At 59.3% G+C, this 25,537-nt stretch carries 27 protein-coding genes; 12 read left to right on the plus strand and 15 right to left on the minus strand.

The window, feature by feature from the left end:
* Positions 1 to 82 precede the first annotated feature (82 nt).
* From GQ39_RS29650 to GQ39_RS32050, 3 genes are read right to left on the minus strand one after another with little or no spacing between them, the layout of a single operon-like run.
* Positions 83 to 985, minus strand: coding sequence for an acyltransferase (locus GQ39_RS29650; RefSeq protein WP_047537780.1), 903 nt, complete (start codon positions 983 to 985; stop codon positions 83 to 85).
* Complete coding sequence (gene pta, locus GQ39_RS29655) at positions 986 to 3,085, minus strand: phosphate acetyltransferase (protein ID WP_047537783.1); 2,100 nt, start codon at positions 3,083 to 3,085, stop codon at positions 986 to 988.
* Between the two features lie 60 nt (positions 3,086 to 3,145).
* On the minus strand, positions 3,146 to 3,472 hold the full coding sequence (locus GQ39_RS32050) for a DUF3565 domain-containing protein (RefSeq protein ID WP_081997997.1): 327 nt from the start codon (positions 3,470 to 3,472) through the stop codon (positions 3,146 to 3,148).
* On the opposite strand from GQ39_RS32050, the gene GQ39_RS29660 reads away from it, so the two are divergent.
* The 3 genes from GQ39_RS29660 to GQ39_RS29670 all read left to right on the plus strand — a co-directional run bounded on the left by GQ39_RS29660 (position 3,441) and on the right by GQ39_RS29670 (position 5,872).
* The gene (locus tag GQ39_RS29660; protein ID WP_008054392.1) at positions 3,441 to 3,926 is read left to right on the plus strand and encodes an FKBP-type peptidyl-prolyl cis-trans isomerase; all 486 of its coding nucleotides are present in this window, start codon (positions 3,441 to 3,443) and stop codon (positions 3,924 to 3,926) included. The genes GQ39_RS32050 and GQ39_RS29660 overlap by 32 nt on opposite strands.
* A 124-nt stretch (positions 3,927 to 4,050) precedes the next feature.
* Positions 4,051 to 4,533, plus strand: a complete 483-nt coding sequence (locus tag GQ39_RS29665; RefSeq protein WP_047537786.1) for a glutathione peroxidase — start codon at positions 4,051 to 4,053, stop codon at positions 4,531 to 4,533.
* A gap of 235 nt (positions 4,534 to 4,768) precedes the next feature.
* On the plus strand, positions 4,769 to 5,872 hold the full coding sequence (locus GQ39_RS29670) for an NADH:flavin oxidoreductase (protein WP_047537791.1): 1,104 nt from the start codon (positions 4,769 to 4,771) through the stop codon (positions 5,870 to 5,872).
* 115 nt (positions 5,873 to 5,987) lie between these two features.
* Here the strand turns inward: GQ39_RS29670 and GQ39_RS29675 are convergent, their stop codons facing one another.
* Together GQ39_RS29675 and cysZ are read right to left on the minus strand one after the other, a co-directional pair.
* Positions 5,988 to 7,187: a glycosyltransferase family 4 protein gene (locus GQ39_RS29675; RefSeq protein ID WP_047537794.1), complete on the minus strand. Its 1,200-nt coding sequence runs from the start codon at positions 7,185 to 7,187 to the stop codon at positions 5,988 to 5,990.
* Between the two features lie 40 nt (positions 7,188 to 7,227).
* Entirely contained in the window at positions 7,228 to 7,980 is a 753-nt protein-coding gene (cysZ, locus tag GQ39_RS29680) for a sulfate transporter CysZ (RefSeq protein WP_047537797.1), read from the minus strand.
* A 315-nt stretch (positions 7,981 to 8,295) separates the two neighbouring features.
* Between cysZ and trxB the strand changes: the two genes are divergently transcribed.
* Positions 8,296 to 9,252, plus strand: coding sequence for a thioredoxin-disulfide reductase (gene trxB / locus GQ39_RS29685; protein WP_047539318.1), 957 nt, complete (start codon positions 8,296 to 8,298; stop codon positions 9,250 to 9,252).
* A 176-nt stretch (positions 9,253 to 9,428) separates the two neighbouring features.
* Here trxB and GQ39_RS29690 read toward each other — a convergent pair whose 3' ends face one another.
* From GQ39_RS29690 to GQ39_RS29720, 7 genes are all read right to left on the minus strand, one after another.
* Positions 9,429 to 10,679, minus strand: coding sequence for a 2-aminoadipate transaminase (locus GQ39_RS29690; protein WP_047537800.1), 1,251 nt, complete (start codon positions 10,677 to 10,679; stop codon positions 9,429 to 9,431).
* 251 nt (positions 10,680 to 10,930) lie between these two features.
* The gene (locus GQ39_RS29695; RefSeq protein WP_047537803.1) at positions 10,931 to 11,269 is read right to left on the minus strand and encodes a HopJ type III effector protein; all 339 of its coding nucleotides are present in this window, start codon (positions 11,267 to 11,269) and stop codon (positions 10,931 to 10,933) included.
* Positions 11,262 to 11,558, minus strand: coding sequence for a DUF1244 domain-containing protein (locus tag GQ39_RS29700; RefSeq protein ID WP_047537806.1), 297 nt, complete (start codon positions 11,556 to 11,558; stop codon positions 11,262 to 11,264). Before GQ39_RS29700 ends, GQ39_RS29695 begins: the two co-directional genes overlap by 8 nt.
* Positions 11,559 to 11,664: 106 nt before the next feature.
* The gene (folX, locus tag GQ39_RS29705; protein ID WP_047537809.1) at positions 11,665 to 12,045 is read right to left on the minus strand and encodes a dihydroneopterin triphosphate 2'-epimerase; all 381 of its coding nucleotides are present in this window, start codon (positions 12,043 to 12,045) and stop codon (positions 11,665 to 11,667) included.
* A gap of 2 nt (positions 12,046 to 12,047) precedes the next feature.
* Positions 12,048 to 12,623, minus strand: coding sequence for a GTP cyclohydrolase I FolE (folE, locus tag GQ39_RS29710; RefSeq protein ID WP_047537811.1), 576 nt, complete (start codon positions 12,621 to 12,623; stop codon positions 12,048 to 12,050).
* A 20-nt stretch (positions 12,624 to 12,643) separates the two neighbouring features.
* A complete protein-coding gene (gene folM, locus GQ39_RS29715; protein ID WP_047537814.1) occupies positions 12,644 to 13,354 on the minus strand; it encodes a dihydromonapterin reductase in 711 nt (236 codons plus the stop codon).
* Between the two features lie 173 nt (positions 13,355 to 13,527).
* A complete protein-coding gene (locus tag GQ39_RS29720) occupies positions 13,528 to 14,097 on the minus strand; it encodes an antibiotic biosynthesis monooxygenase (protein ID WP_047537817.1) in 570 nt (189 codons plus the stop codon).
* 212 nt (positions 14,098 to 14,309) lie between these two features.
* Here GQ39_RS29720 and GQ39_RS29725 point away from each other — a divergent pair, with 212 nt between their 5' ends.
* On the plus strand, positions 14,310 to 15,269 hold the full coding sequence (locus GQ39_RS29725; RefSeq protein ID WP_047539321.1) for a MerR family transcriptional regulator: 960 nt from the start codon (positions 14,310 to 14,312) through the stop codon (positions 15,267 to 15,269).
* 2 nt (positions 15,270 to 15,271) lie between these two features.
* On the opposite strand, the gene GQ39_RS29730 is transcribed toward GQ39_RS29725, so the two are convergent.
* Positions 15,272 to 15,877 (minus strand): hypothetical protein, encoded by a 606-nt coding sequence (locus tag GQ39_RS29730; RefSeq protein WP_047537820.1) that lies wholly within the window; start codon positions 15,875 to 15,877, stop codon positions 15,272 to 15,274.
* A gap of 72 nt (positions 15,878 to 15,949) precedes the next feature.
* Positions 15,950 to 16,408 carry a PAS domain-containing protein gene (locus tag GQ39_RS29735; protein WP_047537823.1) on the minus strand — a complete coding sequence of 153 codons (459 nt, stop codon included), beginning with the start codon at positions 16,406 to 16,408 and terminating at the stop codon, positions 15,950 to 15,952.
* Between the two features lie 101 nt (positions 16,409 to 16,509).
* Between GQ39_RS29735 and GQ39_RS29740 the strand changes: the two genes are divergently transcribed.
* From GQ39_RS29740 to GQ39_RS29755, 4 genes are all read left to right on the plus strand, one after another.
* Positions 16,510 to 16,965 (plus strand): flavodoxin, encoded by a 456-nt coding sequence (locus GQ39_RS29740; RefSeq protein WP_047537826.1) that lies wholly within the window; start codon positions 16,510 to 16,512, stop codon positions 16,963 to 16,965.
* Between the two features lie 232 nt (positions 16,966 to 17,197).
* Positions 17,198 to 17,980 (plus strand): class II aldolase/adducin family protein, encoded by a 783-nt coding sequence (locus GQ39_RS29745; protein WP_047537829.1) that lies wholly within the window; start codon positions 17,198 to 17,200, stop codon positions 17,978 to 17,980.
* Positions 17,980 to 18,882 (plus strand): alpha/beta fold hydrolase, encoded by a 903-nt coding sequence (locus GQ39_RS29750; protein ID WP_047537831.1) that lies wholly within the window; start codon positions 17,980 to 17,982, stop codon positions 18,880 to 18,882. The genes GQ39_RS29745 and GQ39_RS29750 overlap by 1 nt, the downstream gene beginning before the upstream one ends.
* 210 nt (positions 18,883 to 19,092) lie before the next feature.
* A complete protein-coding gene (locus GQ39_RS29755) occupies positions 19,093 to 20,004 on the plus strand; it encodes an SDR family oxidoreductase (protein WP_047537834.1) in 912 nt (303 codons plus the stop codon).
* Positions 20,005 to 20,053: 49 nt separating this feature from the next.
* Here the strand turns inward: GQ39_RS29755 and GQ39_RS29760 are convergent, their stop codons facing one another.
* Positions 20,054 to 20,824: an N-acetylmuramoyl-L-alanine amidase gene (locus GQ39_RS29760; RefSeq protein ID WP_047537837.1), complete on the minus strand. Its 771-nt coding sequence runs from the start codon at positions 20,822 to 20,824 to the stop codon at positions 20,054 to 20,056.
* A gap of 713 nt (positions 20,825 to 21,537) precedes the next feature.
* On the opposite strand from GQ39_RS29760, the gene GQ39_RS29765 reads away from it, so the two are divergent.
* The 3 genes from GQ39_RS29765 to GQ39_RS33945 all read left to right on the plus strand — a co-directional run bounded on the left by GQ39_RS29765 (position 21,538) and on the right by GQ39_RS33945 (position 25,517).
* Positions 21,538 to 23,331 carry a DUF1302 domain-containing protein gene (locus tag GQ39_RS29765; RefSeq protein WP_047537840.1) on the plus strand — a complete coding sequence of 598 codons (1,794 nt, stop codon included), beginning with the start codon at positions 21,538 to 21,540 and terminating at the stop codon, positions 23,329 to 23,331.
* A 23-nt stretch (positions 23,332 to 23,354) separates the two neighbouring features.
* The gene (locus tag GQ39_RS29770) at positions 23,355 to 24,722 is read left to right on the plus strand and encodes a DUF1329 domain-containing protein (protein ID WP_047537843.1); all 1,368 of its coding nucleotides are present in this window, start codon (positions 23,355 to 23,357) and stop codon (positions 24,720 to 24,722) included.
* A 141-nt stretch (positions 24,723 to 24,863) separates the two neighbouring features.
* Positions 24,864 to 25,517 (plus strand): hypothetical protein, encoded by a 654-nt coding sequence (locus GQ39_RS33945; protein WP_201774177.1) that lies wholly within the window; start codon positions 24,864 to 24,866, stop codon positions 25,515 to 25,517.
* Positions 25,518 to 25,537: the final 20 nt, after the last annotated feature.

Consider the following 25,537-nt stretch of genomic DNA (forward strand, 5'->3'; position numbering starts at 1 on the left):
TCGGTCGTACACAACACCTGTACCCACTGAAAATCATTGTGGGAGCTGGCTTGCCAGCGATGAGGTCGGATCAGACGCCTTTTTACTTCGCGGGATACTGTCGATGCATCTGCCCCAGCAACGCATCCTTGTCCTGCCACAGCTGATTGATCCAGCCCTGAAACTGCAGGCGGTACTCGCCGTCCTGGTCGTAGTTCTTGCCGATGAACTGGGGCGGAATTTTCAGCTCTTCAAAGTGCACCACCACATCTGCAATATTCCCGCACAGCAAATCCCAAAAACCGGGACGCCCGGCGGGGTAGTGGATGGTCACGTTGACGATGGACTCCAACTGCTCGCCCATGGCATCCAGCACAAAGGCAATGCCGCCGGCCTTGGGTTTGAGCAGGTACTTAAAGGGTGACTGCTGCTGGGCATGCTTGCCTTCGGTGAAGCGCGTGCCTTCGACGAAGTTGAAAATCCCCACCGGATTATTGCGGAACTTTGCGCAGGTCTTGCGGGTGGTTTCCAGGTCTTTGCCTTTCTTTTCCGGATGCTTCTCCAGGTAGGCCTTGGAGTAGCGCTTCATGAAGGGGAAGCCCAGCGCCCACCACGCCAGGCCGATCACCGGGACCCAGATCAGTTCTTGCTTGAGAAAGAACTTCAGTGGCTGGATGCGGCGGTTGAGCACGTATTGCAGCACCAGGATGTCGACCCAGCTCTGGTGATTGCTGGTGATCAGGTACGAATGCTGGTAGTCCAGGCCTTGCAGGCCGCTGATGTGCCAACGGGTGCGACGGACCAGGTTCATCCAGCCTTTATTGATACTGATCCACGCTTCGTGGGTATGGCTCATCAACCATCCGGCGATGCGCTGGGTGAAGGCGAACGGCAGTACCTTGATCAGCGCCACGCAGAACAGGAATGAGCACAGCAGGATTGTATTGAGTGCCAATAGCAACGAAGCAATGACACCGAGCACGGCGGCAGGTAGAAAAACCAGCATTTAAACGTCCATAGGTCGGTTGGCTGCCTGGATCGCGGTCAACGCGATGGTGTAGACGATGTCGTCGACTTGCGCACCGCGCGGCAAGTCATTCACCGGTTTGCGCAGGCCTTGCAGCATCGGGCCGAGGCTGACGCAGTCGGCGCTGCGCTGCACGGCTTTGTGAGTGGTGTTGCCGGTATTCAGGTCGGGGAACACGAACACCGTGGCGCGACCGGCCACCTGACTGTTCGGTGCCAGTTGCCGGGCCACGGTTTCGTTGGCGGCGGCATCGTATTGCAACGGGCCGTCGATCAACAGCGAGTTCTGTTGCTCATGGGCAAGCAGCGTAGCCTCGCGAACCTTCTCGACTTCTTCGCCGCTGGCCGATTCACCGCTGGAGTAACTGATCATCGCCACGCGTGGCGTGATGCCGAACGCTGCCGCCGAATCGGCGCTTTGCAGGGCGATCTCGGCCAGTTCGCTGGCGCTCGGGTGCGGGTTCATCACGCAGTCGCCATAGACCAGCACCTCTTCCGGAAACAGCATGAAGAACACCGACGAGACCAACGTGCAGCCCGGCGCCGTTTTAATCAGCTGCAGGGCCGGGCGAATGGTGTTGGCGGTGGAGTGGATAACGCCCGACACGAGGCCGTCGACCTCATCCAGCGCCAGCATCATGGTGCCGATCACCACGGTGTCTTCCAGTTGTTGCTCGGCCATGGGCGCGTTGAGGCTTTTGCTTTTGCGCAGGGCAACCATCGGTTCGACGTAGCGCTCGCGAATCAGGTCCGGGTCGAGGATTTCCAGCCCCGGTGGCAGCTCGATGCCTTGGGCGCGTGCAACGGCTTCAACGTCTGCCGGTTTGGCCAGCAACACGCAACGGGCAATGCCGCGGGCCTGACAGATCGCTGCGGCCTGCACGGTCAACGGCTCGCTGCCTTCGGGCAGGACGATGCGCTTGTTGGCGTTCTGCGCACGCTGAATCAGTTGATAGCGGAATACGGCCGGCGACAGGCGCATTTCCCGTGGCGTGCCACAACGCTGGTGCAGCCAGTTGGCGTCGAGGTGGCTGGCGACGAAATCGGTGATGATTTCCGCGCGCTCGCGGTCGTCGATCGGAATTTCCTTGTTCAGGCCGTTCAACTGGTTGGCGGTGTCATAGGAGCCGGTGCTCACTGACAACACCGGCAAACCGGCCTGCAAGGCGCCACGGCAGAGGTCCATGATGCGCGGGTCGGGCAGGGTGTCGCTGGTCAGCAGCAGGCCGGCCAGCGGTACGCCATTCATGGCGGCGAGGCTCACGGCGAGGATGATGTCGTCGCGGTCGCCGGGGGTCACCACCAGCACGCCCGGTTTGAGCAGCTCTACGGTGTTACGCATGGTGCGCGCGCAGATGATGATTTTGGACATGCGCCGGGTTTCGTAGTCGCCGGCGTTGAGCACTTGTGCGCCCATCAGGTCGGCGACGTCGCGGGTGCGCGGGGCGTTGAGTTCCGGCTGAAACGGAATGCAGCCCAGCAGGCGGAAGTCACCACTGCGCAACAGCGGCGAATGCTCCTTAAGGCGTGCGGCGAAGGCCTCCATGCTTTCGTCGGTCTTCACCTTGTTGAGGATCACGCCGAGGACTTTCGGGTCTTTCGGGCCGCCAAACAATTGCGCCTGCAACTCGACGCGACCGGACAGTTCGGTCAGCACTTCGTTTTCCGGCGCCGACACCAGGATCACTTCGGCGTCGAGGCTTTTGGCCAGGTGCAGATTGACCCGTGCGGCATAGCTGGCGCTGCGGGTCGGGACCATGCCTTCGACGATCAGCACGTCCTTGCCGATGGCCGCCTGTTGATAAAGCGTGATGATTTCTTCGAGCAGCTCGTCCAGCTGACCGTCGCCGAGCATGCGCTCGACATGGGCCAGGCCCAGTGGCTGTGGAGGTTTCAGGCCGTGGGTGCGGGCGATCAGTTCGGTGGAGCGCTCAGGCCCGGTGTCACCCGGGTGCGGCTGAGCGATCGGTTTGAAAAAGCCGACCTTGAGGCCGGCACGCTCAAGTGTACGGACCAGCCCGAGGCTGATGGAGGTCAGACCCACACCAAAATCGGTGGGTGCGATAAAAAAAGTTTGCATGCGGATTCTCTGGAGGTGCATGGCAGTGGTGATCATCTATATCTGACGATCTACCGAAATTCAGTCGCCAAGGTTATCGCTAACCGAGCCTTGTGCGCACCAACCGCAATCGAAGGGCTGGCCTATTTTTTCATGGCGCTGTGCAGGGTCCGTGACCCAGGCGCGGGACTGCCAGGGCGGCTGGTGTCGCAGGTGCTGTGTGTGGCCGCAGGAAAGCTCGGCCACCCAGTGTCCGTCCTCGTCTTGATGAAAGCCGGTGATCGTCGCAATCCGTCTGTCCGGGTTGTGTTCGCTTTCGGACGATTGCTTCGCTAAACTGGGTCTTTCATTATTCTTATGCAAAAGGTCTCGCCCCATGCTGATTGCCGCCAATAAGGCTGTCTCCATCGACTATACCCTGACCAACGACGCTGGTGAGGTCATCGACAGCTCAGCCGGCGGCGCGCCGCTGGTCTACCTGCAAGGCGCAGGTAACATCATTCCGGGCCTGGAAAAGGCACTGGAAGGCAAAGCAGTCGGCGACGAGCTGACCGTAGCCGTTGAACCTGAAGATGCCTATGGCGAGTACGCTGCCGAACTGGTCAGCACACTGAGCCGCAGCATGTTCGAAGGCGTTGATGAGCTGGAAGTGGGCATGCAGTTCCACGCTTCCGCTCCGGACGGCCAGATGCAGATCGTGACCATCCGCGATCTGGACGGCGACGACGTGACTGTCGACGGCAACCACCCGTTGGCCGGTCAGCGCCTGAATTTCCAGGTCAAGATCATCAATATCCGTGATGCCAGCCAGGAAGAAATCGCTCATGGCCACGTCCATGGCGAAGGTGGTCATCACCACTGATTTTCTGCGCTAAGCTTTCGATTACTGGAGAGGCGCCCCGAGGGCGCCTTTTTAGTCTGCGGCTGTCCCAGGCGACACCGATAAGTGGCTGTTTCGAGAAGAACACGGGAATCTGGAGTTCGTCATGAGTGCTTTTCACGACCTTAAATTGACAGCCCTTGATGGTCAGGCGCTACCTTTGGCGCCGTTCAAGGGGCACGTGGTGCTGGTGGTCAACGTTGCTTCCAAATGTGGCCTGACCCCACAGTACGCGGCGCTGGAGAATCTCTACCAGCAATACAAGGCCAAAGGCTTCAGCGTGTTGGGCTTGCCGTGCAACCAGTTTGCCGGACAGGAGCCAGGCACCGAGCAAGAAATCCAGGAGTTTTGCAGCCTCAACTATGGCGTGACTTTTCCGTTGTCCAGCAAACTGGAAGTCAACGGGCATGAACGTCATCAGCTGTACAAACTGTTGGCGGGCGAGGGTGCGGAATTCCCGGGTGACATCACCTGGAACTTCGAAAAGTTCCTCCTGGGCAAAGACGGGCGTGTACTGGCGCGGTTCTCGCCACGTACGTCGCCGGACGATCCGAGCGTCATTCAGGCGATTGAAAAAGCCCTGAGCTGATCTCCCCACCTGTAGGAGCGAGCCTGCTCGCGATAGTCGTGAACGATGACGCGGGAAACCTGACCCCCCGCAGCGTTCTCAGGTCCATCGTCGGAACGCCGCCCGGAGCAAGCTCGCTCCTACAGGGTTATTCGTAACCTTTTTCTCCTTAATCACCGAAATCAATAGTGCTATCCAGCGCTTGCGGATCTCCATATTATCGCCGTCATAAAGTAATCCTTCGTGGAGCGTCCCCATGCCCGTCCAAGCCCTGTTCAAACCGTTCCACCTTGGCAACCTCGAACTGCCGACCCGCGTCGTCATGGCGCCGATGACCCGCTCGTTTTCCCCGGGCGGTGTACCCAATTCCAAAGTGATCGAGTACTACCGTCGTCGTGCTGCCGCTGGCGTTGGCCTGATAATCACTGAAGGCACCACCGTCGGTCACAAGGCATCCAATGGCTACCCGAACGTCCCGCACTTCTACGGCGAAGCCGCCCTGGCAGGCTGGAAGAAAGTCGTCGACGCCGTCCACGCCGAAGGCGGCAAGATCGTTCCGCAACTGTGGCACGTGGGCAGCGTGCGTCGCATCGGCACCGAGCCGGACGCCAGCGTGCCGGGTTACGGTCCGTCGGAAAAAGTGAAGGACGGTCAGGTCGTGGTTCACGGCATGACTAAACAAGATATTCAGGACGTGATCGCCGCGTTCGCCCAGGCCGCCAGGGATGCCCAGAGCATCGGCATGGACGGCGTGGAGATCCACGGTGCCCACGGCTACCTCATTGACCAGTTCTTCTGGGAAGGCAGCAACCAGCGTACCGACGAATACGGCGGCAGCCTGGCCAACCGTTCGCGCTTCGCCATCGAATTGATCCAGGCGGTACGTGCGGCGGTCGGCGAAGGTTTCCCGATCATCTTCCGTTTCTCGCAGTGGAAGCAGCAGGATTACACCGCCCGTCTGGTACAAACCCCGCAAGCCCTGGGCGAATTTCTCCAGCCGTTGTCCGACGCCGGCGTGGATATTTTCCACTGCTCGACACGCCGCTTCTGGGAGCCGGAGTTCGACGGCTCCGAACTGAACCTAGCGGGCTGGACCCGCAAACTCACCGGCAAGCCCACCATCACCGTCGGTAGCGTCGGTCTGGATGGCGAGTTCCTGCAGTTCATGGTCAACACCGACAAGGTCGCGCAACCGGCCAGTCTTGAAAAACTGCTGGAGCGCTTGAACAACGACGAGTTCGACCTGGTCGCGGTGGGTCGTGCGCTGTTGGTCGATCCGGACTGGGCGCAGAAGGTGCGTGAAGGTCGTGAGCAGGACATCCTGCCCTTCAGTCGCGAAGCATTGATGACGTTGAGTTAAAGGCGCCTGTTCCGGTCCCATCGCGGGCAAGCCCGCTTACACAGTGTCTTGCGTTGTACACAAAACCTGTGGGAGCGGGCTTGCCCGCGATGGGGGCCTCAAAGTCAGTAAGTGTTCAAGGGACTATCGACGCGTTCGACACCACCTGCTCCCCCACGCAAGCCCCCCGTAACTGCCCCTCGAACTGCTCGATAATCGACGCCCAGCCCTGGCGACTGGCATGCTGGCGTGCATTGAGCCGAACGCAGCGCAAGGTTTCCCGCTCTTCCAGTAGCCACGCCGCCGCATCGCAGAACGCTTCTTCATCCCCCGGCATCGCCAGTACGCCGTTGTAGCCATGGCGAATATGCTGGGCTGCCGCTGCCTGATCGTAGGCCACGACCCCCAGCCCCGAGGCCAGCGCCTCAAGCACTACATTGCCAAAGGTTTCGGTCAGGCTCGGAAACAGAAATACATCCCCCGACGCATAGTGACAGGCCAAGGCTTCACCGCGCTGAGTGCCGCAGAAAATCGCCTCGGGCAATTCGTTTTGCAGTTCCTGGCGCTGCGGACCGTCGCCGACCACGATCAGCTTCAGGGTGCGCTGTGGATAACTGGCCTTGAGGGTGTGGAAGGTGCGCTTGAGCAATCCCAGGTTTTTTTCCTGGGCCAGGCGACCGACATGAATGACCGCGATGTCTTCTTCGGCCAATCCCCATTGCTCGCGTAGGGCGTTCAAGCGTTTGGAGGGGTGAAACAATTGACTGTCGACCCCTCGGGAAAGCAACGCCAGGCGCTCGAAGTGACGCCGTTCCAGCTCCATTCGCTGACTGACGCTGGGCACCAGGGTCATGGTCGAACGATTGTGGAACCAGCGCAGGTAGTGGGTCAGCAGCCGCGTCAACAAGCCGAGCCCATATTGGTGGGAGTACTGCTGGAAATTGGTGTGAAAGCCGCTGACCACCGATATCCCCAGGCGCCGTGCCGCTCGCAGTGCCGATAACCCCAATGGGCCTTCGGTGGCGATGTACAGCACATCCGGGCGATGGCGCTTCCAGCGGCGCAACAGCTTGTGCATTGACGACTGACCCCATTGCAAACCGGGATAGCCCGGCAGCGGCCAGCCCCGGCACAGCATTAACTCATCGTCGCTGCTCAGTTGCTGATCGCAGCCTTGGCGCGGCCGAATCAACTCCACCTGATGCCCGCGCGCGCGCAAACCCTCGCACAAACGACCAAGGGTATTGGCCACGCCGTTGATTTCGGGAGGGAAGGTTTCGGTGATCAGGGTGATATGCAGAGCTGTCGTCATGACCTCAGTGTCGGCTGAGGCCATGTCGGCGTTATGGCGTTTGCGTGATGGATTTGTGACCGTATCAGCGTTGGGTCACCAGGTTCTCGGCACCGCGCTCACGCACCCAGAACAAGGTAGCCCCGGCCACCGCGGCCGGCATCATCAGGATGTTGACCACCGGAATCAGCAGCGCCAGATAAACAATGCCGCCGAAACTCATGCTCTGCCAGCGTTTCTGCCGCAGCCAGGCGAGCATCTCGTTCCAGCCCAGCTTGTGGTTGTCCGCCGGGTAGTCGATGTACTGGATCGCCATCATCCAGACCCCGAACAGCAGCCACAACGGCGCGGCGATGATGTTCACCACCGGGATGAACGAAAGAATGAACAGGCCGATTGCCCGGGGCAGGAAGTAACCGAGCTTGCGCATTTCCCGGCCCAGGGTGCGGGGGATCATGGCGATCAGCTCGCCCCAGCTGAAGGTCGGGAAGTCGTCGGTGCCGCGCACCACCACTTCGACTTTTTCCGCCAGGAAGCCATTGAACGGTGCGGCGATGACGTTGGCGAGCATGGTGAAGGTGAAGAACACCATCAACAGCACCAGCACGACGAACAGTGGCCACAGGACATAACTGAGGAAGCTCAGCCAGTCGGGCAGGGAAGGCATCAGTGTGTCGACCCATAGGCTGAACTGGTGACCAGCCAGATAGATCAATCCGACGAACAGCACCAGATTGATGACAAGTGGAAGCAATACAAAAAGACGCAGGCTGGGGCTGAGAACCAGTTTCAGGCCTTCGCGCAGGTATTGCGGGCCGGACAGAACAGGGGCGGGCATAACGTGCTCCGAGCAGAGGGAAAACGCGCCGACCTTACCGGCTTTGCCTGACGGGTGAAAGCGCGGTAGCGGCATCGACATTAACTGTAACAAAGGCGTCCTGATAATCACGCTTCCGGGATAGAGACCACCTATGAGCTGGATTGTTAAACCGTATTTCCTTAATCTTCGCCCCCTCGATACGCTGCACCCATTCTTTTTACAGGACTGTCGAGTTCAAGCCTTCCCCAAGTGCTTTCAATGGTCCTTTTTTATTCCCGCCGGCAAACCGGCGATCCGCGCCAGGTGTTCCGGGCCGGTCAACAGGAGCAGGTCATGTCTGAAGTCCGTCATTCGCGAGTGATTATTCTCGGTTCCGGCCCTGCCGGTTACAGTGCCGCGGTCTATGCCGCCCGTGCCAACCTCAAGCCACTGCTGATCACCGGCATGCAGGCTGGCGGTCAACTGACCACCACCACCGAAGTCGACAACTGGCCGGGCGACGTCCACGGCCTGACCGGCCCGGCGCTGATGGAACGTATGAAAGAGCACGCCGAGCGCTTTGAAACCGAGATCGTTTTCGATCACATCAATGCCGTGGACTTCGCTGCCAAGCCTTACACCCTGACCGGCGACAGCGCGACCTACACCTGCGATGCGCTGATCATCGCCACCGGTGCGAGCGCGCGCTACCTGGGCCTGCCGTCGGAAGAAACGTTCATGGGCAAAGGCGTTTCGGCCTGCGCGACCTGCGACGGCTTCTTCTACCGCAACAAGCCAGTGGCTGTGGTGGGCGGCGGTAACACGGCGGTGGAAGAGGCGCTGTACCTGGCCAACATCGCCAGCACCGTGACCTTGATTCACCGTCGCGAAACCTTCCGCGCCGAGAAAATCCTGATCGACAAGCTCAACGCCCGCGTGGCCGAAGGCAAGATCATTCTGAAACTGAACGCTACCCTGGACGAAGTCCTGGGCGACAACATGGGCGTGACTGGCGCGCGTCTGAAGAACAACGACGGCAGCTTTGACGAAGTGAAAGTCGACGGCGTGTTCATCGCCATCGGCCACACCCCGAACACTTCGCTGTTCGAAGGTCAGCTGACGTTGAAAGATGGCTACCTGGTTGTGCAGGGCGGCCGTGATGGCAATGCCACGGCGACCAACATCGAAGGTATCTTCGCGGCCGGTGACGTGGCTGACCACGTATACCGTCAGGCCATCACCTCGGCCGGCGCCGGTTGCATGGCGGCACTCGATGCCGAGCGCTACCTGGATAATCTGCAGAACGCTTGATTCTGCGATCGGAAAAAAACCGGCTTCGGCCGGTTTTTTTATTGCGTCGAAAAAACCTCATTCCTGTAGGAGCGAGCGCGCTCGCGAGGGTGGTCAACGATGACGCTGGCAACCTGACACCTCGCGGTGACCTGTCGTCCATCGCGAGCAGGCTCGCTCCTACGGGGGGAATGTGTTCAGACCAGTTTCTTCAGGCACGCTTCGAGAATATCCAACCCTTCCTTCAGCACCGCGGCCTCGGTGGTCAACGGTGCCAGCAGCCGAATGATATGGCGTGATTTGCCGCTGGGCATCAGCAGCAACCCGGCGTCCCGCGCCAGGGCCAGCAGTTGCGTCAGTTGTGCGGCTGCCGGTGTGCCATCAGGTTTGATCATTTCGATGCCACGCATGGCACCGACGCCAGTCAGTCGACCCAGATACGGCGACAGCTTGCTCGCACACCACGCTTCATAGCGGCTGACGATCGCTTCTTCCTGTTGCGAGCCCCAGGCTTTCAGGTTGGCATCGGTCATTTCATCCAGCGTCGCCAGCGCGGCGGCACAGGCGATGGGATTGCCGGAGTAGGTGCCACCCAGCCCGCCCTTGGGCAAGTTGTCGAGCAGCGATTTACGCCCGACCACCGCACCCAGCGGCACGCCACCCGCGATGCTTTTGCCCAGCAGGATCAAATCGGGTTCGATGCCCAGTCGCGAGAACGCAAAGCGTTGGCCGGTTCGGCCGAAACCGGACTGGATTTCATCGGCGATCAGCACAATGCCTTTCTCGTCGCAGAAACGCCGCAATGCCTGGGCAAACTCAACGTCCATCGCCAGAAAACCGCCTTCGCCCTGCACGGGTTCGACAATGAAGCACGCCACGTCTTCGACGTCGATTTCGACGCTGAACAGTCGCTCCATCGCCTTCAGGGCCTCGGCGCAGGTGACGCCGTTGTCCTTGCTCGGGAAGGGCAGGTGGTACACCGGCCCTGGCAACACACCGACTTTCTGTTTGTACGGCGCGACTTTGCCGTTGAGGTTGAGGGTGGCCAGCGTACGACCGTGGAAGCCTCCATCGAAGGCGATCACGGCGCTGCGGCCGGTGGCGCCGCGCACGATCTTCAGGGCGTTTTCCGCCGCCTCGGCGCCGCTGTTGGTGAGCATTCCACTGACGGGGTAGTCCACCGGGATAAACGCGCTGAGACCATCCATCAAGGCGATGTAGGGTTCATGTTGCGCAGCGTTGAACGCGTAGTGGGTCAGGCGGGTGGCTTGTTCGCGAATGGCTTCGACGATGCGCGGATGGCAATGGCCGAGATTGAGTACGCCGATGCCGCCGACGAAGTCGATGTAGCGTTTGCCATCGGTGTCCCAGACCTCGGCGTTTTTACCGTGGCTGAGCGTGACAGGGTGAACGATGTTGATCGACTGACTGATGCTTTCGCTGCTCATGGATGACCGGCTCGGAAGAAGGAAGACTTCCTTTTATCTAAGCCGTGAGCAGTACTAGCGGGCAAACGAAATAAAGTGGCCGGGTCAATCTGAAAAGTCGGGATGTGCTTTGCACGCTGTGAACGCTGGCTTGTAGGAGCGAGCCCGCTCGCGATGGTGGTCAACGATAACACTGGCAACCTGACACCCCGCGGTGCCCTGTCGTCCATCGCGAGCAGTCGAGCGTCGACCGGCTGCTCCTACAATTTAAATCAGCGGCGGGTCAGGGGCTGCTGAGCAAACTTCACCCCGGCCAGACCATGGGCCATCAACGCACGGATATTGCCGTGATCGCTGCCTTCAGGTGTGGCCAACACGGAACGGTAGTGTTCGCCGAACGCCAGCAGGGCTTCTTCATCGCTCAAACCTTCCAGCAGTGCCAGGCCCAGCGTCTTGCACGAACCTTCGTTCTGTCCGGCGGCGTTTTCCACGCCACCGTTGTTGAACGCCTGTGGCTGGTAGTCGTAACTGGCGGCGATGAAGGCCAGGGTATCGGCGAAGGCGTGTTCGCCGCTTTTGAGGCTGGTGCGCAGGGTGTTCAAATCACTCATTGGGTTTTCCTTTGGCGAACGCCGCTTGTTGTTCGGCGCTGGCTTCTTGCTGAAATTGGGCTTTCCAGTCGGCGTACGGCATGCCGTAAACCACTTCGCGGGCTTCGTCGAGGCTCACCTCGATCTGGCGTTCGTCGGCAGCCGCCTTGTACCACTTGGACAGGCAGTTACGGCAAAAACCCGAGAGGTTCATCAGGTCGATGTTCTGCACATCCTTGCGGCTGTCCAGGTGGGCCACCAGCCGGCGAAAGGCGGCGGCTTCGAGTTCCAGGCGTTGTTGATCGTTCATGGGGTCTCTCTGAGACAGCTGCAAGCGGCAAGCGTCGAGCTGCAAGTTGGATTTGCGATGCGGCGAAGTTTACAGCTTGCCGCTTGAAGCTTGTAGCTAGCCGCTGCTACGCAGTAGTCCGGCTCGCCGCCAGGGTGATCGACACCGACTCGGCGAATCGCAGGGCGTGGGGCTTGTCCACTTCGACCTCGGCATACAGCACCGACTCGTTGGCCATGACCAGATCGAGAATCTCCTGGGTCAGGCGTTCAAGCAGGGCGAAGCGATTGCCTTCGACGTGGGCGATGATGGCCTTGGTGATGGTCCGGTAGTTCAGCGCGTGATCGATGTCATTGTCGCGCACTGCTTCCTGGGCCGCGTAGAGGATGGTCAGGTTGATCAACACATCCTGTTTGTTGAGGATTTCATCCTCGTTGATGCCGATGAAGGTGCGCAGGCACAGGTCCTTGACCCGGATGCGTGCCATGCCTGGTTGAAGTTGTGGCATTACTACTTGCTCCGTCCAATCAATTGCAGGAACTCCTGGCGGGTGTTGCTCGATTCGCGGAAGGCGCCGAGCATCACCGAGGTGTTCATGGTCGAATTCTGTTTCTCGACGCCGCGCATCATCATGCACATGTGCCGGGCTTCGATGACCACCGCGACGCCGGCCGCGCCGGTTACTTGCTGCACCGCGTCGGCGATTTGCCGGGTGAGGTTTTCCTGGATCTGCAGGCGTCGGGCGAACATGTCCACCAACCGTGCGATCTTCGACAGGCCCAGCACCTTGCCCGTGGGAATATAAGCCACATGCGCCTTGCCAATGAAGGGCAGCAGGTGATGTTCGCAAAGCGAGTACAGCTCGATGTTGTCGACGATGACCATTTCATCGTTGTCGGAAGCGAACAACGCACCGTTGACGATTTCTTCGACACTCTGGTCGTAACCATGGCAGAGGTAGCGCATGGCCTTGGCCGCGCGCACCGGGGTGTCGAGCAGGCCTTCGCGGTCGGGGTCTTCACCCAGACCGATCAGGATCTCGCGGTAGCTCTGAGACAGAGCGTTCTGAGGCAGGGATAACGTCATGGAAAATCCTCGCGGGACACTTATTTGATGTGCCTTCCGCCGTTGACGGTCAGGGTCGTGCCGGTGACATAAGGGTTGTCGAGCAAATAGCGCAGGCTCTGGTAGATCACTTCGCTGCCGGGTTCGATGCCCAGTGCGGATTTGGCCAACGCCTTGGCGCGGTAGGCCGCGTCGTCATCAGGGTTGAACATTAGCAGGGCCGGGGCGATCCCGTTGACCTTGATGCCTGGCGCGTATTTCGCGGCGAAGGACAGCGTCAGGCTGTCGAGCCCGGCTTTGCTGGCGCAGTAGCCAATGTGCCTGCTGCTGCCCTTGCGCGTCACGTCATCGCTGATGTGCACGATGTCGGCGGGGCTCGAGCGTTGGAGCAAGTCGGCGCAATGCAGATTGATCAGGTAGGGCGCCAGCATGTGCACGCTGAACATGCGGGTGAAGGCTTCGGCTTCGGTCCCCGGGGTTTCGGCCAGCCATTCGGAGGCGTTATGCACGATCGCCCGCAGGCTCTCGGTATGGGTTTTCAGCTCGCTGATGAAGGCAAGGATTCCGCCTTCGGTGGCGAAATCGGCAAACAGCGCCGTCGCCCCCAGATCGCGCAGGGCTTGTACGCCGGGGCGTTCGCTGCGGTAGCTGAAAATCACGCGATGGCCGTCTTCGAGCAATCGCTGCGCGCAATGCAGGCCGACCCGCTGGCCGGCGCCGGTGATGAGGATGGGGGCTGCGGAAGAGGTCATGAACGGCTCGCGTCGCGGTAAGAGCAAAACTATACCAGCGCATTGCAGCGTTCACCTACGCCCCCGGTAGGAGCGAGCCAGCTCGCGATGGTCGTGAACGATAACGCTGGGAGCCTGATACCCCGCAGCGTTCTCAGGTTCATCGCGAGCTGGCTCGCTCCTGCACCGGGAGATCAGCGGCTTTGAGGGCTTGGCTCGGCGGACAACCGGCGCACAGGCTTGCTATTGAGCCAACCCGCCAACAACCGGGTCGACAGTGGAATGAAGAAGTAGACCATCAAGGGGGTCAGGCACAGCGTGCTGACAAATATTCGAGGCAGCAGGCTCATTTCACTCAGCAACGGTCCAAGAACAAAGTTGAACAGCAGCGACACCGGAAAGAAAGCCAGCCAGATCGCCACCGCCTGTTTCCAGCGTGGTGGGCGCTGGCCTGCGGCGCCAAACCAGCCTTCGATGCCACTGACCCGATGTTCCATCGGATGGGCGAACAAGTCGCTACCGCGCGCCAGCCACGCCGTACGCGAGGCGGAGTGTTCCCAGGCGTGCAGAGTCTGCTCATCGGCGAAGCGGAAAATAATCTGGAATTCATTATCGTCGGGCGGCGGAGCGAGCACGCCGGAGCCGAGATAACCGGGGAAGTCGGTGGCCAGTTGTTCGCCTTCGCGTAACCAGGCGATCAGATCCTGATAACGCCCATCGGCAACGCGACGTGCAACCATCAGCGTGACGGGTGAGGTAGACATTGTGTATCTCCGTAAGGCTTTTGCATCGATCCGGGTAGGAACTTCGCTGAACGCAGTGCCGGGGTGGTGGACTGCGTGTCGTGACAAGCAAGGATTATTCCGCATTCTACCTGTTTTCATATTTGGTGTTTTTCGATCGCGCATGGCTTGAATGATCATGGGGCAGGCGAGTTAAAATGCCGCTCGAACCACGCATGGACGTTGAGGCGCAGATGCCCGTACTTACTGATGGTGCTTCAGGCGTACCGCAGGCTGTATCTCTTGAGCAGGAAGAGCTCTTCCCTATTCGCGAAGTATCTCGCCTGACCGGCGTCAATCCGGTCACGCTGCGTGCGTGGGAGCGACGCTATGGTCTGATCGTGCCAACGCGCACCGAAAGTGGGCATCGCCTGTACTCGATGGCCGATATCGAGCGTGTCCGCAGCATCCTCGGCTGGATCGAACGCGGTGTCGCGGTCAGCAAGATCGGCAAGATACTGGCCAAGGCAGCGCCGCTTCAGGCGTTGTCGCACCTGATCCCCAACGACCTCGTGCAAGCTGACTATGCGCAATGGCATCAGCAGCTTCAGGCCGCCGTCAGTGCTTTTGACGATGTGCTGCTGGAGCAGATATACGGACAGATCTTTTCCAGCTACAGCCAGCCGGTGGTGTTTCAGGACATCCTGCTCCCGCTCTGGAAGCAGTTGCTGCAACGCCAGGATTCATTCGGCCGGGTCAGCGAGTGGTTGTTTCTGGATAGTTTCCTGCGATCACGGGTCACGCAACGGTTGCTGTTGATCCGTGACAAGCAACCAGGGCGAGTCATCGTCAGCGCCCTGTCGGGCCAATGCCGGGAACTTGAATTATTGATTGCAGCCTTGTTCCTGAGCAGCGAACAAGCCGGCGTGCGCGTGTTAGCCATCGGGCAGCCATTTGATGAGTTGACCCTGGTGTGCGAAAGGATCAAACCCCAGGCATTGGTGCTTTTTTCCAATCACGTACCGGCCCCCGAACTTCCACGGCGCCTGAATCGCCTGGCGATGAGCCTTGATTGTCCGTTGCTGCTGGCCGGTGATGCGTCCGAGCTGGCGCAGGAAAGCCTTGCCGGATCGTCGATTGGTTGTCTGGGAAGCGAGGGCGTGGTGATGCGCCAGCGTCTGAATCAGTTCCTGGCGGGCAATCTGGATACTTGAATTCAGAGATGCAGGCTAGGGTGGGTCAAACGATGTTGCTGCAGGATGAACTGGCGCAGGCGTTCGGTTTCATCCGTGTCGCTCTGGCTCAATTGATAGGCGTAGAAGCCTTGCTCGGTTTCCTTCTCGAAGGTGCCGCGCAGCGCGATTCGCTCATAGCCTGAAGGGCTGAACCACAAAGCGAAATGCTTCGGTGCCTTGGTCTTGTTGCGAACCTCGAGCAAAACCCCTTTGAACGAGACTTCATGCACCCACATAGTGCCGGGTTGGCCCTGGGCATTTTCCAGCGCTACCGGCTCTTCGAGCACCAGTCGCCATGGCCGCACCAATGGACCGTCTTCATAAATACTGGGAACACCCAGGCGCAGATGCAGCGCATGAAACTCGTCTTCCACCAAGTGCAGGGGGAAAGTCATTTGTTGATTGTCGAAGTTGGCCTGGATGGTGACTTGTTCATGCGCTGCCAGGCGCGTGAGTAAGTCACGGATTTGCGAACCGCCGTTTACGAGCAGGCTCGACGTCGCATCACGCACATTGAGCTGCGGGTTGTGTTGCATGGTCTGGATGAAATCCAGCTCATCCTGAGTGAGGAGCGCGTCGCGATGCATGGCAGGCTCGAAAGAAATAGTTACAAAGTGTTCGGTGATTGTAGTTAATGACAATTGATTCGCGGATTTGTTTTAACCGTTCGTCGCTTTTAGCGCCGCAAGCTCAGCCTGGACTTCGGCCAATTGCGCTTCAAGCTGCGCAATCCGCTGCTGTGCCTTGACTTGCAGCGTCACGTCTTTCTGTATACCGATAAAATAAACCAGCCCGTCACTCGGATTTTGCACCGTCGAAATGGACAGCTCATTCCAGAACGGTGTGCCGTCCTTGCGGTAGTTGCGCAGGATTTCCCGACAGGATCCTTCGCTCTTCAATGCATCACGAATCTTCGACAAAGCTGGCTGATCCCGGTCTCCGGATTGCAGGAAGCGGCAATCCTGGTAAAGGATTTCTTCGCTGGAGTAACCGGTGAGGCGCTCGAATGCCGGGTTGACGTAAATCAGAATCTTGTCTTGCTCGCCTTCTTTTTCGGCAATCACGACGCCGTCGTTGGAGGCGTTGATCGCCAATTGCAGCAGTTTCGAGTTGATCATGGTGGACCCCTTCCTTGTTGGTTGTCGGGGGGATTCTAAAAGAACAATAAAGACTGTGCTGTTAAGATCCCGGTCTTTGACTCAGCTTCAGGATCAGATTGATGAAAGTCGCCATCATTTCCGGCTCGGTGTACGGCACGGCCGAAGAGGTTGCCCGTCACGCCGCCAGCCTTTTGCAAGCCGCCGGTTTCGAAACCTGGCACAACCCGCGTGCAAGTCTGGCCGATGTTCAGGCCTTTGGCCCGCAAGCCTTCCTGGCGGTGACCTCGACCACCGGCATGGGTGAATTGCCGGATAACCTGCAACCGCTGTACTTCGCGATCCGCGACCAATTGCCCGCGGCCTGGCGTGGTTTGCCGGGCGCGGTGATTGGCTTGGGCGATGCGAGCTACGGCGATACGTTCTGCGGCGGCGGCGAATTGATGCGTGAATTGTTCGGTGAGCTGGGTATTCGCGAAGTGCTGCCGATGCTGCGCCTGGACGCCAGTGAAAGCGTCACTCCCGAAACGGATGCCGAGCCCTGGCTGGCAGAGCTGGCTGGCGCTCTGCGGGGCTGACCGAGCACCGCTCAACGTCTGTAAACGTCAATTCTCAGGGTGCTGCCGGGGCTGCAGGCAGTGCCCGCCTCGCCATCTCTGGCGGCGGTACTTTGACGTGGGGCCCGCTTCATTGAGCGACTGACTCGCTCGGCCATCAAGCTGGCTGCGAATGCAACTACGCGGACTCTGGGGATGTCTAGACTCGGTAGTCATTGGAAACACTCCATAATAAAAATAGAGGTTCCTTGCCGTGAGCGTAGCCCCCGTTCAATCCTCCAACAGCGTCAAAGACCAGGTCAGCGCCGCCGAGTGGCAAACTCGGGTCGACCTGGCGGCCTGCTACCGCCTGGTTGCCCTGCATGGCTGGGACGATCTGATTTTCACCCACATCTCGGCCAAGGTGCCTGGCACTGAAGACTTCCTGATCAACCCTTTCGGGATGATGTTTCACGAAATGACTGCCTCGAGCCTGGTCAAGGTCGATCAGGCCGGCAACAAGCTGATGGACAGCCCGTACGAGATCAATCCGGCCGGTTACACCATCCACAGCGCGGTTCACGAGGTTCGCCATGATGTCGTCTGCGTGCTGCACACCCACACCGCCTCGGGTGTTGCGGTCTCGGCGCAGAAACAAGGCATTTTGCCGATCAGCCAACAGTCGTTGTTTGTCCTTTCCAGCCTGGCGTATCACGCCTACGAAGGCGTTGCGCTGAATCACGAAGAGAAGGCGCGACTGCAAGCCGATCTCGGGGAAAACAATTTCCTGATGCTGCACAACCACGGTTTGCTGACCTGCGGCGGCACCATCGCCGACACGTTCCTGATGATGTTTACCTTCCAGCGCGCCTGTGACATCCAGGTCATGGCGCAGGGCGGTGGCGCGGAACTGATCGCCATCGAACCGCAGATTCTGGCGGGTGCCAAGGCGATGATCGCCGGTGTCACCAAAAGTGCTGAAGGCATGGGCGGTGCGTTGGCCTGGCCAGCGCTACTGCGCAAACTCGATAAACAAGACACGGGTTATAAACTCTAATGGCACTCGCTGAGATTCCTCTGTGTATCTGGCGCAAGCGCAGCCAGACATTCGACTTCCGTGGCCAGACCATTCGTTACTGGACGGCGGGGCAGGGTGAGCCGCTGCTGCTCATCCATGGCTTCCCGAGTGCCAGTTGGGATTGGCATTACCTGTGGCAGCCGCTGGCTCAGCGCTATCGGGTGATTGCCTGCGACATGTTGGGTTTCGGTGACTCGGCCAAACCGGTGAATCACGAGTACAGCTTGCTGGAGCAGGCTGATCTGCAACAGGCGCTGCTGGCTCAACTGGGTGTCGAGCAGCCTGTGCACCTGCTGGCGCATGATTACGGCGACAGCGTGGCCCAGGAGCTGCTGGCCCGGCATTACGATTCGCAGATTCAAATTGCCAGTTGCGTGTTCCTCAACGGCGGGCTGTTTCCGGAAACCCATCGTCCCGTATTGATGCAAAAACTACTGCTTAGCCCCTTGGGTTGGATGATTGGCCGCGCGTTCAGTCGCGATGGGTTGGTGAAGAGTTTTCATCAGATCTTTGGCCCTCAAACGCTTCCCACCGAGAGCGAAATGGATGATTTCTGGAGCCTGATCGAAAGCAATAACGGGCCACGGGTCATGCACAAGTTGATCGGCTACATCCCCGAACGGCGAGTACAACGCGATCGTTGGGTCGCCGCCATGCAGCGCGGTGAGGTGCCTTTGCGCGTGATCGATGGCGAGGTCGATCCGATCTCCGGCGCGCACATGGTCGCGCGTTATCGGGAGCTGATCCCCAACCCGGATGCGGTGCTGTTGAGCGGCATCGGTCACTACCCACAGATCGAGGCACCGTGCCAGGTACTCAAGCACTACCTGGCGTTTCGCGATCAGCAGATGCTGCCGCCGCTCAAGGTGGCGTGTTCCTGAGTTCTGCTGAACGCTGAACACCTTGTGGCGAGGGTGCCTTTGTGGCGAGGCGGTAAACCCCCTCGCCACAGGTGCTGTGCTCGCCTTCTGCATCATCAATCATCCCCCAGCCTTATCGCGCACCATTCAGCCTCCCCCCTGTTCATTGTGACCCGCAGCGCCGTGCCTGAAACTCCAAGGCAATGTCCCTGGCCTGTTGGAGTCCCCACCATGAATGAGTCTGTGCGCTTCGAAGATAAAGTCGTGATCATCACCGGTGCAGGTGGCGGCCTGGGGCGGGCGCATGCACTGTTGTTCGCCCGACAGGGCGCCAAAGTATTGGTCAACGACCTTGGCGGTTCGGCCCAGGGCGAAGGTGCCAACGCATCTGCGGCAGACCGCGTGGTCGCGCAAATCCGTGATGCCGGTGGCACCGCCGTGGCCAACCACGACTCGGTCACCGATGGCGACAAGCTCGTTCAGCATGCACTCGACGTCTTCGGTCGTGTCGATGTGGTGGTCAACAACGCCGGCATCCTGCGCGATAAGACCTTCCACAAAATGGAAGACGCCGACTGGGACCTGGTTTACCGCGTCCACGTCGAAGGCGCCTACAAAGTCACCCGCGCCGCCTGGCCGCACATGCGCGAGCAAAACTACGGTCGGGTGATCTTCACTGCGTCCACCTCGGGCATCTACGGCAACTTCGGTCAATCCAACTACGGCATGGCCAAGCTCGGCCTCTACGGCCTGACCCGCACCCTGGCGATCGAAGGCCGCAAGAACAACATTCTGGTCAACGCCATCGCCCCCACCGGCGGCACGCGCATGACCGAAGGCCTGATCCCGCCGCAAGTGTTCGAGCAACTCAAACCGGAACTGGTCAGCCCGCTGGTGGTGTACCTGGCCAGCGAAAACTGCCAGGAAACTTCTGGCCTGTTCGAAGTCGGCGGCGGCTGGATGGGCAAGGTGCGCTGGGAGCGCAGCCTGGGCGCCGGGTTCGACCCACGGGTGGGTTTTTCGCCGGAAGATGTGGCGGCGCACTGGCAGCAGATTTGTGATTTCGAGGGCGCAGCGCATCCGAAGGACAACATTGAAGCGCTGAAGGAAATGATGGGGAATTTGCAGAAGTATTCGTTGTAATGCGGCAGGCAAGGTCATATTGAATGACCTTGCCGACTGTATTCGTGGGCTATCGAGGAAAGTACTTGGACACCAGCGCCGCCAAGTTTGCGGCTGTTTGCGCATCCATGACCCCGTCGTAACGCTCCGGACGAAAATGCATCTGAAAGGCCCTGACCAGTTGTTTGAAACCTGCCTCGGTCGAAGCGCCTGAAATGTCATATCCGTAGGTTTTGAATAGCGTTAACAGCTCGCTGCGGGCCGGAATGGCGCTGGCATTGTATTGCTGTAGAAAGTCGTCCCGGGTGACCTCATCGAACCAGGCGCCGATGCCTTTTAGATAAAGCGCATGCCAGGGAAACGCAGGTCCCGGGTCGCTTTTTCGTCCAACCGCGATATCCGAGTGCCCCAATACCTGGGTTGGTGTGATATCCGGGTAGCGTTTGAGAATGTTCTGCGCCAGTTCTTCAATGGCCGCGATCTGTTCCGGATGATACGGCGGGAAGTTGAAATCGCCGTTGTTATCCGTCGCAAGATTGATGATTTCGATGCCGATGGAGGTGTCGTTCAGATTGCTGCGACTCCCCCACTGGCTGATCCCCGCATGCCAGGCCCGATGGGACTCATCCACCAGATTGAAGACCTCCTGTGCGGTATAACCTTCGCTCAAATAACTTGAATCGGTAATGTCCGGAATCAGGTAGTGCGCGCTGGCGCTCGGCCCCGTCAGAATTTTTACCGAGCTGGAGAAGTTGTCGGCTGTGTAGTGGAAGATAAGGAAGCGTATTCGGCTGTTGAAACTTTTGCTGGAGCGATACTTGTTGTAACTGATGGATTTCATAAAAGCACTCGTAGTGAATTAAGAAGAGGTCAGCTGATGATGGGAAGTGTCTGACCTGCGATTTAGCTTAATTGTTGGAGTGCTCCGGGTAGGTACAAAGTTTTGTAGGTTTATTCTGAGAATGATGTGGGTTGAAAGCGGTTTTTTTGGCTGATGGGAGTTTGAGTGCCATGGGGTGTTTAGTTTAAAAGTTGCTAGAGATTAAAAATAATGAGAGTGGATCCAGTCGGCTCCACAAAATCGCGCCCATAAAAAAGGCCGCTGCAAACGCAGCGGCCAAAGAAGACGTTGGATCCAGGAGCTACAAATCAACGTCGGTGTGCACGGGGCGATGAGTCGAGATCCTCAATCTCATCTGAAATCTGTCGCCAGTCGGCACGGTAAATCACGTGCCGCTGCTTCGTGCTTCCGGGCGGGTTCCCGTGAAAGCCAGGCTAGAATAAGTGTTGGCCAGTAAAGGAAAAATAGCGATTCGAGACATGCTGTATTGCGACATTCGTAACAGTCCTGATGACCTCTTTGAGGTCCATTTCGCCACAACATGTGCACAGCTGATGGCCTCCCATCCAGCCCATCCATACCCCCGTGTAAACCCCCGTTCCCGGCGGTCATTCATCCTTTAGAGGTACACCACGAATACCTCCTTGGTGCGCTTATCGTCCCCGGTGGGCGGCAGTAGGGTGAGGCCTTCTGTCACTCACCGGGGAAGACGCATGACAAAAACAACAATGCGCGCCATCTTCACGCCGCAGGCGCTGGCCGCTGCGGTGGCCTTGGGTTGCTGCGCCCAGGCACAGGCCATTTCATTCAACGTCGGCGAGATCGAGGGGACGTTCGACTCGTCGCTGTCGGTGGGCGCGAGCTGGGGCATGCGTGATGCTGACGACTCGCTGGTGGGCTTGGTCAATGGCGGTTCGGGCCAGTCCTCGACCGGCGATGACGGGCGGCTGAATTTCAAAAAAGGCGAGACGTTCTCGAAGATCTTCAAAGGCATCCATGACCTTGAGCTGAAGTACGGCGACACCGGTGTGTTTGTCCGTGGCAAGTATTGGTACGACTTCGAACTGAAGGACGAAGACCGCGAGTTCAAGCCCATCAGCGATCATGGCCGCAAGGAGGGCGCCAAGTCTTCCGGCGGGCAGATCCTCGATGCCTTCGTCTATCACAACTACTCCATCGCCGATCTGCCGGGCACGGTGCGTGCGGGCAAGCAGGTGGTCAGTTGGGGCGAAAGTACATTCATCGGTAACTCGATCAACAGCATCAACCCGGTGGATGTTTCCGCGTTCCGGCGCCCGGGTGCCGAGATCAAGGAAGGCTTGATTCCGGTGAACATGTTGTTTGCTTCCCAGGGCCTGACGGACAAGTTGACCGTGGAAGGCTTCTACCAACTGGAATGGGACCAGACCGTTCTCGACAACTGCGGGACCTTCTTCGGCGTCGACGTGGCGGCGGACGGTTGCAACAAGAACTACACCGTCGCCAGCCCGGCCATCGCCCCGTTGCAGCCGATTGCCGCAGCGTTTGGCCAAGGGTTTGAAGTCAGCAAGGAGGGCGTGATCGTGCCCCGTGGCGGTGACCGTGATGCCCGCGATTCCGGACAATGGGGGACGGCGTTGCGCTGGCTCGGCGACGACACCGAGTACGGTCTGTACTTCATGAACTACCACAGCCGCACGCCGACGGTGGGCACCGTCACCGCGGGTGCCAGCACGCTGGCGAGCATTCCGGGGATCGTGGCCACGGCCAACCGGATCGCGCCCGGCAGTGGCTCGGGTCTCGCGCAAAGTGTGATGCTCGGGCGCGGTCAGTATTACCTCGATTACCCGGAAGACATTCGCCTGTACGGCGCGAGTTTCTCTACCACCTTGTCCACCGGTACCGCATGGACCGGCGAGATCAGTTATCGGCCCAACGCGCCGGTGCAGGTCAACACCAACGACCTGACCCTGGCCATGCTCAACCCGATTGCCGGTGGCGCGGCATCGCCCATTGCGTCCCGTCCAGGCGCCGACAACAAGGGCTATCGGCGCAAGGAAATAACCCAGGTCCAGAGCACCCTGACGCACTTCGTCGATCAGGTGATGGGCGCTGATCGCCTGACCCTGGTAGGCGAGGCGGCGGTGGTTCACGTCGGTGGCCTGGAGGCCCGCAGCAAGCTGCGCTATGGACGCGACTCGGTGTACGGGCAGTATGGTTTCGGCGGCGACACCGATGGCTTCGTGACCTCGACCTCCTGGGGTTATCGAGCCCGGGCCATCCTCGATTACAACAACCTCATCGCCGGCATCAACATCAAACCCAACCTGTCGTGGTCCCACGACGTCAGCGGGTATGGCCCCAACGGGCTGTTCAACGAAGGTGCCAAGGCCATCAGCCTCGGCGTCGACGCGGACTACCGCAATACCTACACCGCAAGCCTCAATTACACCGATTTCTTCGGGGGGGACTACAACACCCTCGAGGACCGCGACTTCGTGGCGTTGAGCTTTGGCGTGAACTTCTGATCTGGCTGAGAAGGATGATTTCCATGCGCAAGATGATTCTGCAATGCGGTGCCCTGGCCCTCGGTCTGCTGGCCGCCAACGTGATGGCGGCGGTCACGCCGGAAGAGGCCAACAAACTGGGTACCAGCCTTACGCCGTTGGGCGCGGAGAAGGCCGGCAATGCCGACGGCTCGATTCCGGCGTGGACCGGCGGAATTCCGAAAAACGCCGGGGCGGTCGACAGCAAGGGTTTCCTGGCCGATCCATTCGCCAATGAAAAGCCTTTGTTCGTCATCACGGCGGCGACGGTCGACAAGTACAAGGACAAGCTTTCCGATGGGCAGATAGCGATGTTCAAACGCTATCCCGAGACCTACAGAATCCCGGTGTATCCGACTCACCGCACGGCGGCCCTGCCACCGGAAATCTATGAGTCGGCCAAGCGCAGCGCGCTGAATGTAACCCCGATCAACGACGGTAACGGTCTGGCCAATTTCACTGGCAATCGCTACTACGCGTTCCCGATTCCCAAGAACGGTGTCGAGGTGATCTGGAACCACATCACCCGTTATCACGGCGGTAATCTGCGCCGCACCATTACCCAGGCAACGCCGCAATCGAATGGTGATTTCACCGTCATCCGCTTCAAGGACGAGGTGGCCGTACCGTCCCTGCTGGGGGATTACAAACCGGGCAGCGAGGAGAACGTGCTCAACTATTTCAAACAGGAGGTGACCGCACCGGCGCGGCTGGCGGGCAATGTGTTGCTGGTTCACGAGACCCTCGATCAGGTCCAGGAACCGCGCAAGGCCTGGATCTACAACGCCGGCCAGCGTCGCGTGCGGCGTGCACCGCAAGTGGCGTATGACGGCGTCGGCACCTCATCGGACGGGTTACGCACCACCGACAACTTCGACATGTTTTCCGGAGCGCCGGATCGCTATGACTGGAAGCTGATCGGCAAGAAAGAAATGTACATCCCGTACAACAGCTACAAGCTCGATTCGCCTGACCTCAAGTACACCGATGTGATCAAGGCCGGGCACATCAATCAGGACCTGACCCGTTATGAGTTGCACCGGGTGTGGGAGGTCGTCGCCACGGTCAAGCCTAACGAGCGGCATGTCTATGCCAAGCGTCACATGTACATTGACGAAGACACCTGGCAAGTCGCCCTGGCTGATCACTACGACGGTCGCGGCCAGCTCTGGCGCGTGGCGGAAGGGCATGCCCAGTTCTACTACGATCATCAGGTTCCGGCCTACACCGTCGAGGCGCTGTATGACCTCATTGCCGGCCGTTACATCGCACTGGGGATGAAGAATGAAGAGAAGCGCAGCTTCGAATTCAACATCGCGGCAAAAGCTGGGGACTACACGCCTGCAGCCTTGCGGAGTACAGGTGTGAAGTAGTCTTCCTACAGGCTCTTACACAAAAAGGTGACCTCGCGGTCACCTTTTTTATGGGTGTAAATCAGTCTGCTGAATACTTCTTCAACAAGCGTTCGGGAGAGGTCTAGGGTGGCGCCACAATTATAAAAAGGCGCTTCTACTATGACTGCCATGACCCTGAGTCTGGACCGTCCTGGACCCCTGCCTCGTTTGTCTTCTCACCACCTCTCTCGCGAGCGGTTGACCGAACCGCTGCTGGCCTCGTCGGCGCGGGTCAAACTGCTCTGCGCACCGGCCGGCAGCGGCAAGAGTGCACTGCTTACCGAGTGCCTGCTGCGTGCACCGGAGCACTGTCGGGTGTATTGGTTGCCGTTGTCGGGGACGTGTTTGAGTGTCGTCGATTTTCAGCAGCGCCTGAGTCAGGCACTGGGATTCGCAGCGGCGGATGAGCCCGTTTTGCTGGAGTCGCTGTCCCGGTTGCAGACGCCGACCTGGGTGTTTCTCGATGATTACTGTCGCGTGCCCAATCCTGAACTCGACCGCTTGCTGGACCGTTTGCTGGCAGTCAGAAATCCGTTGTTGAACTGGTGGTTGGGCTCGCGTCGGCGTCCGTCATGCAACTGGCCACGGTTGTTGCTCGATGATGAGTTGTACGAGTGCGAGGCGCGCGCGCTGGCGTTCAACGAGTCGGACATCGAACAGTTGCTCGTGCATGTCGCGCCAGAGCAGGCAGCGATTACGGCCAGGAAGATCATCCAGCGCAGCGGTGGCTGGTGCGCCGGCACGCGCATTGCCTTGCTCGATGGTTGTCAGTAGATGGCCGGGCAGGACAAGCA

It is taken from the genome of Pseudomonas sp. 11/12A (assembly GCF_000800055.1).
Classification (GTDB): Bacteria; Pseudomonadota; Gammaproteobacteria; order Pseudomonadales; family Pseudomonadaceae; genus Aquipseudomonas; species Aquipseudomonas mohnii.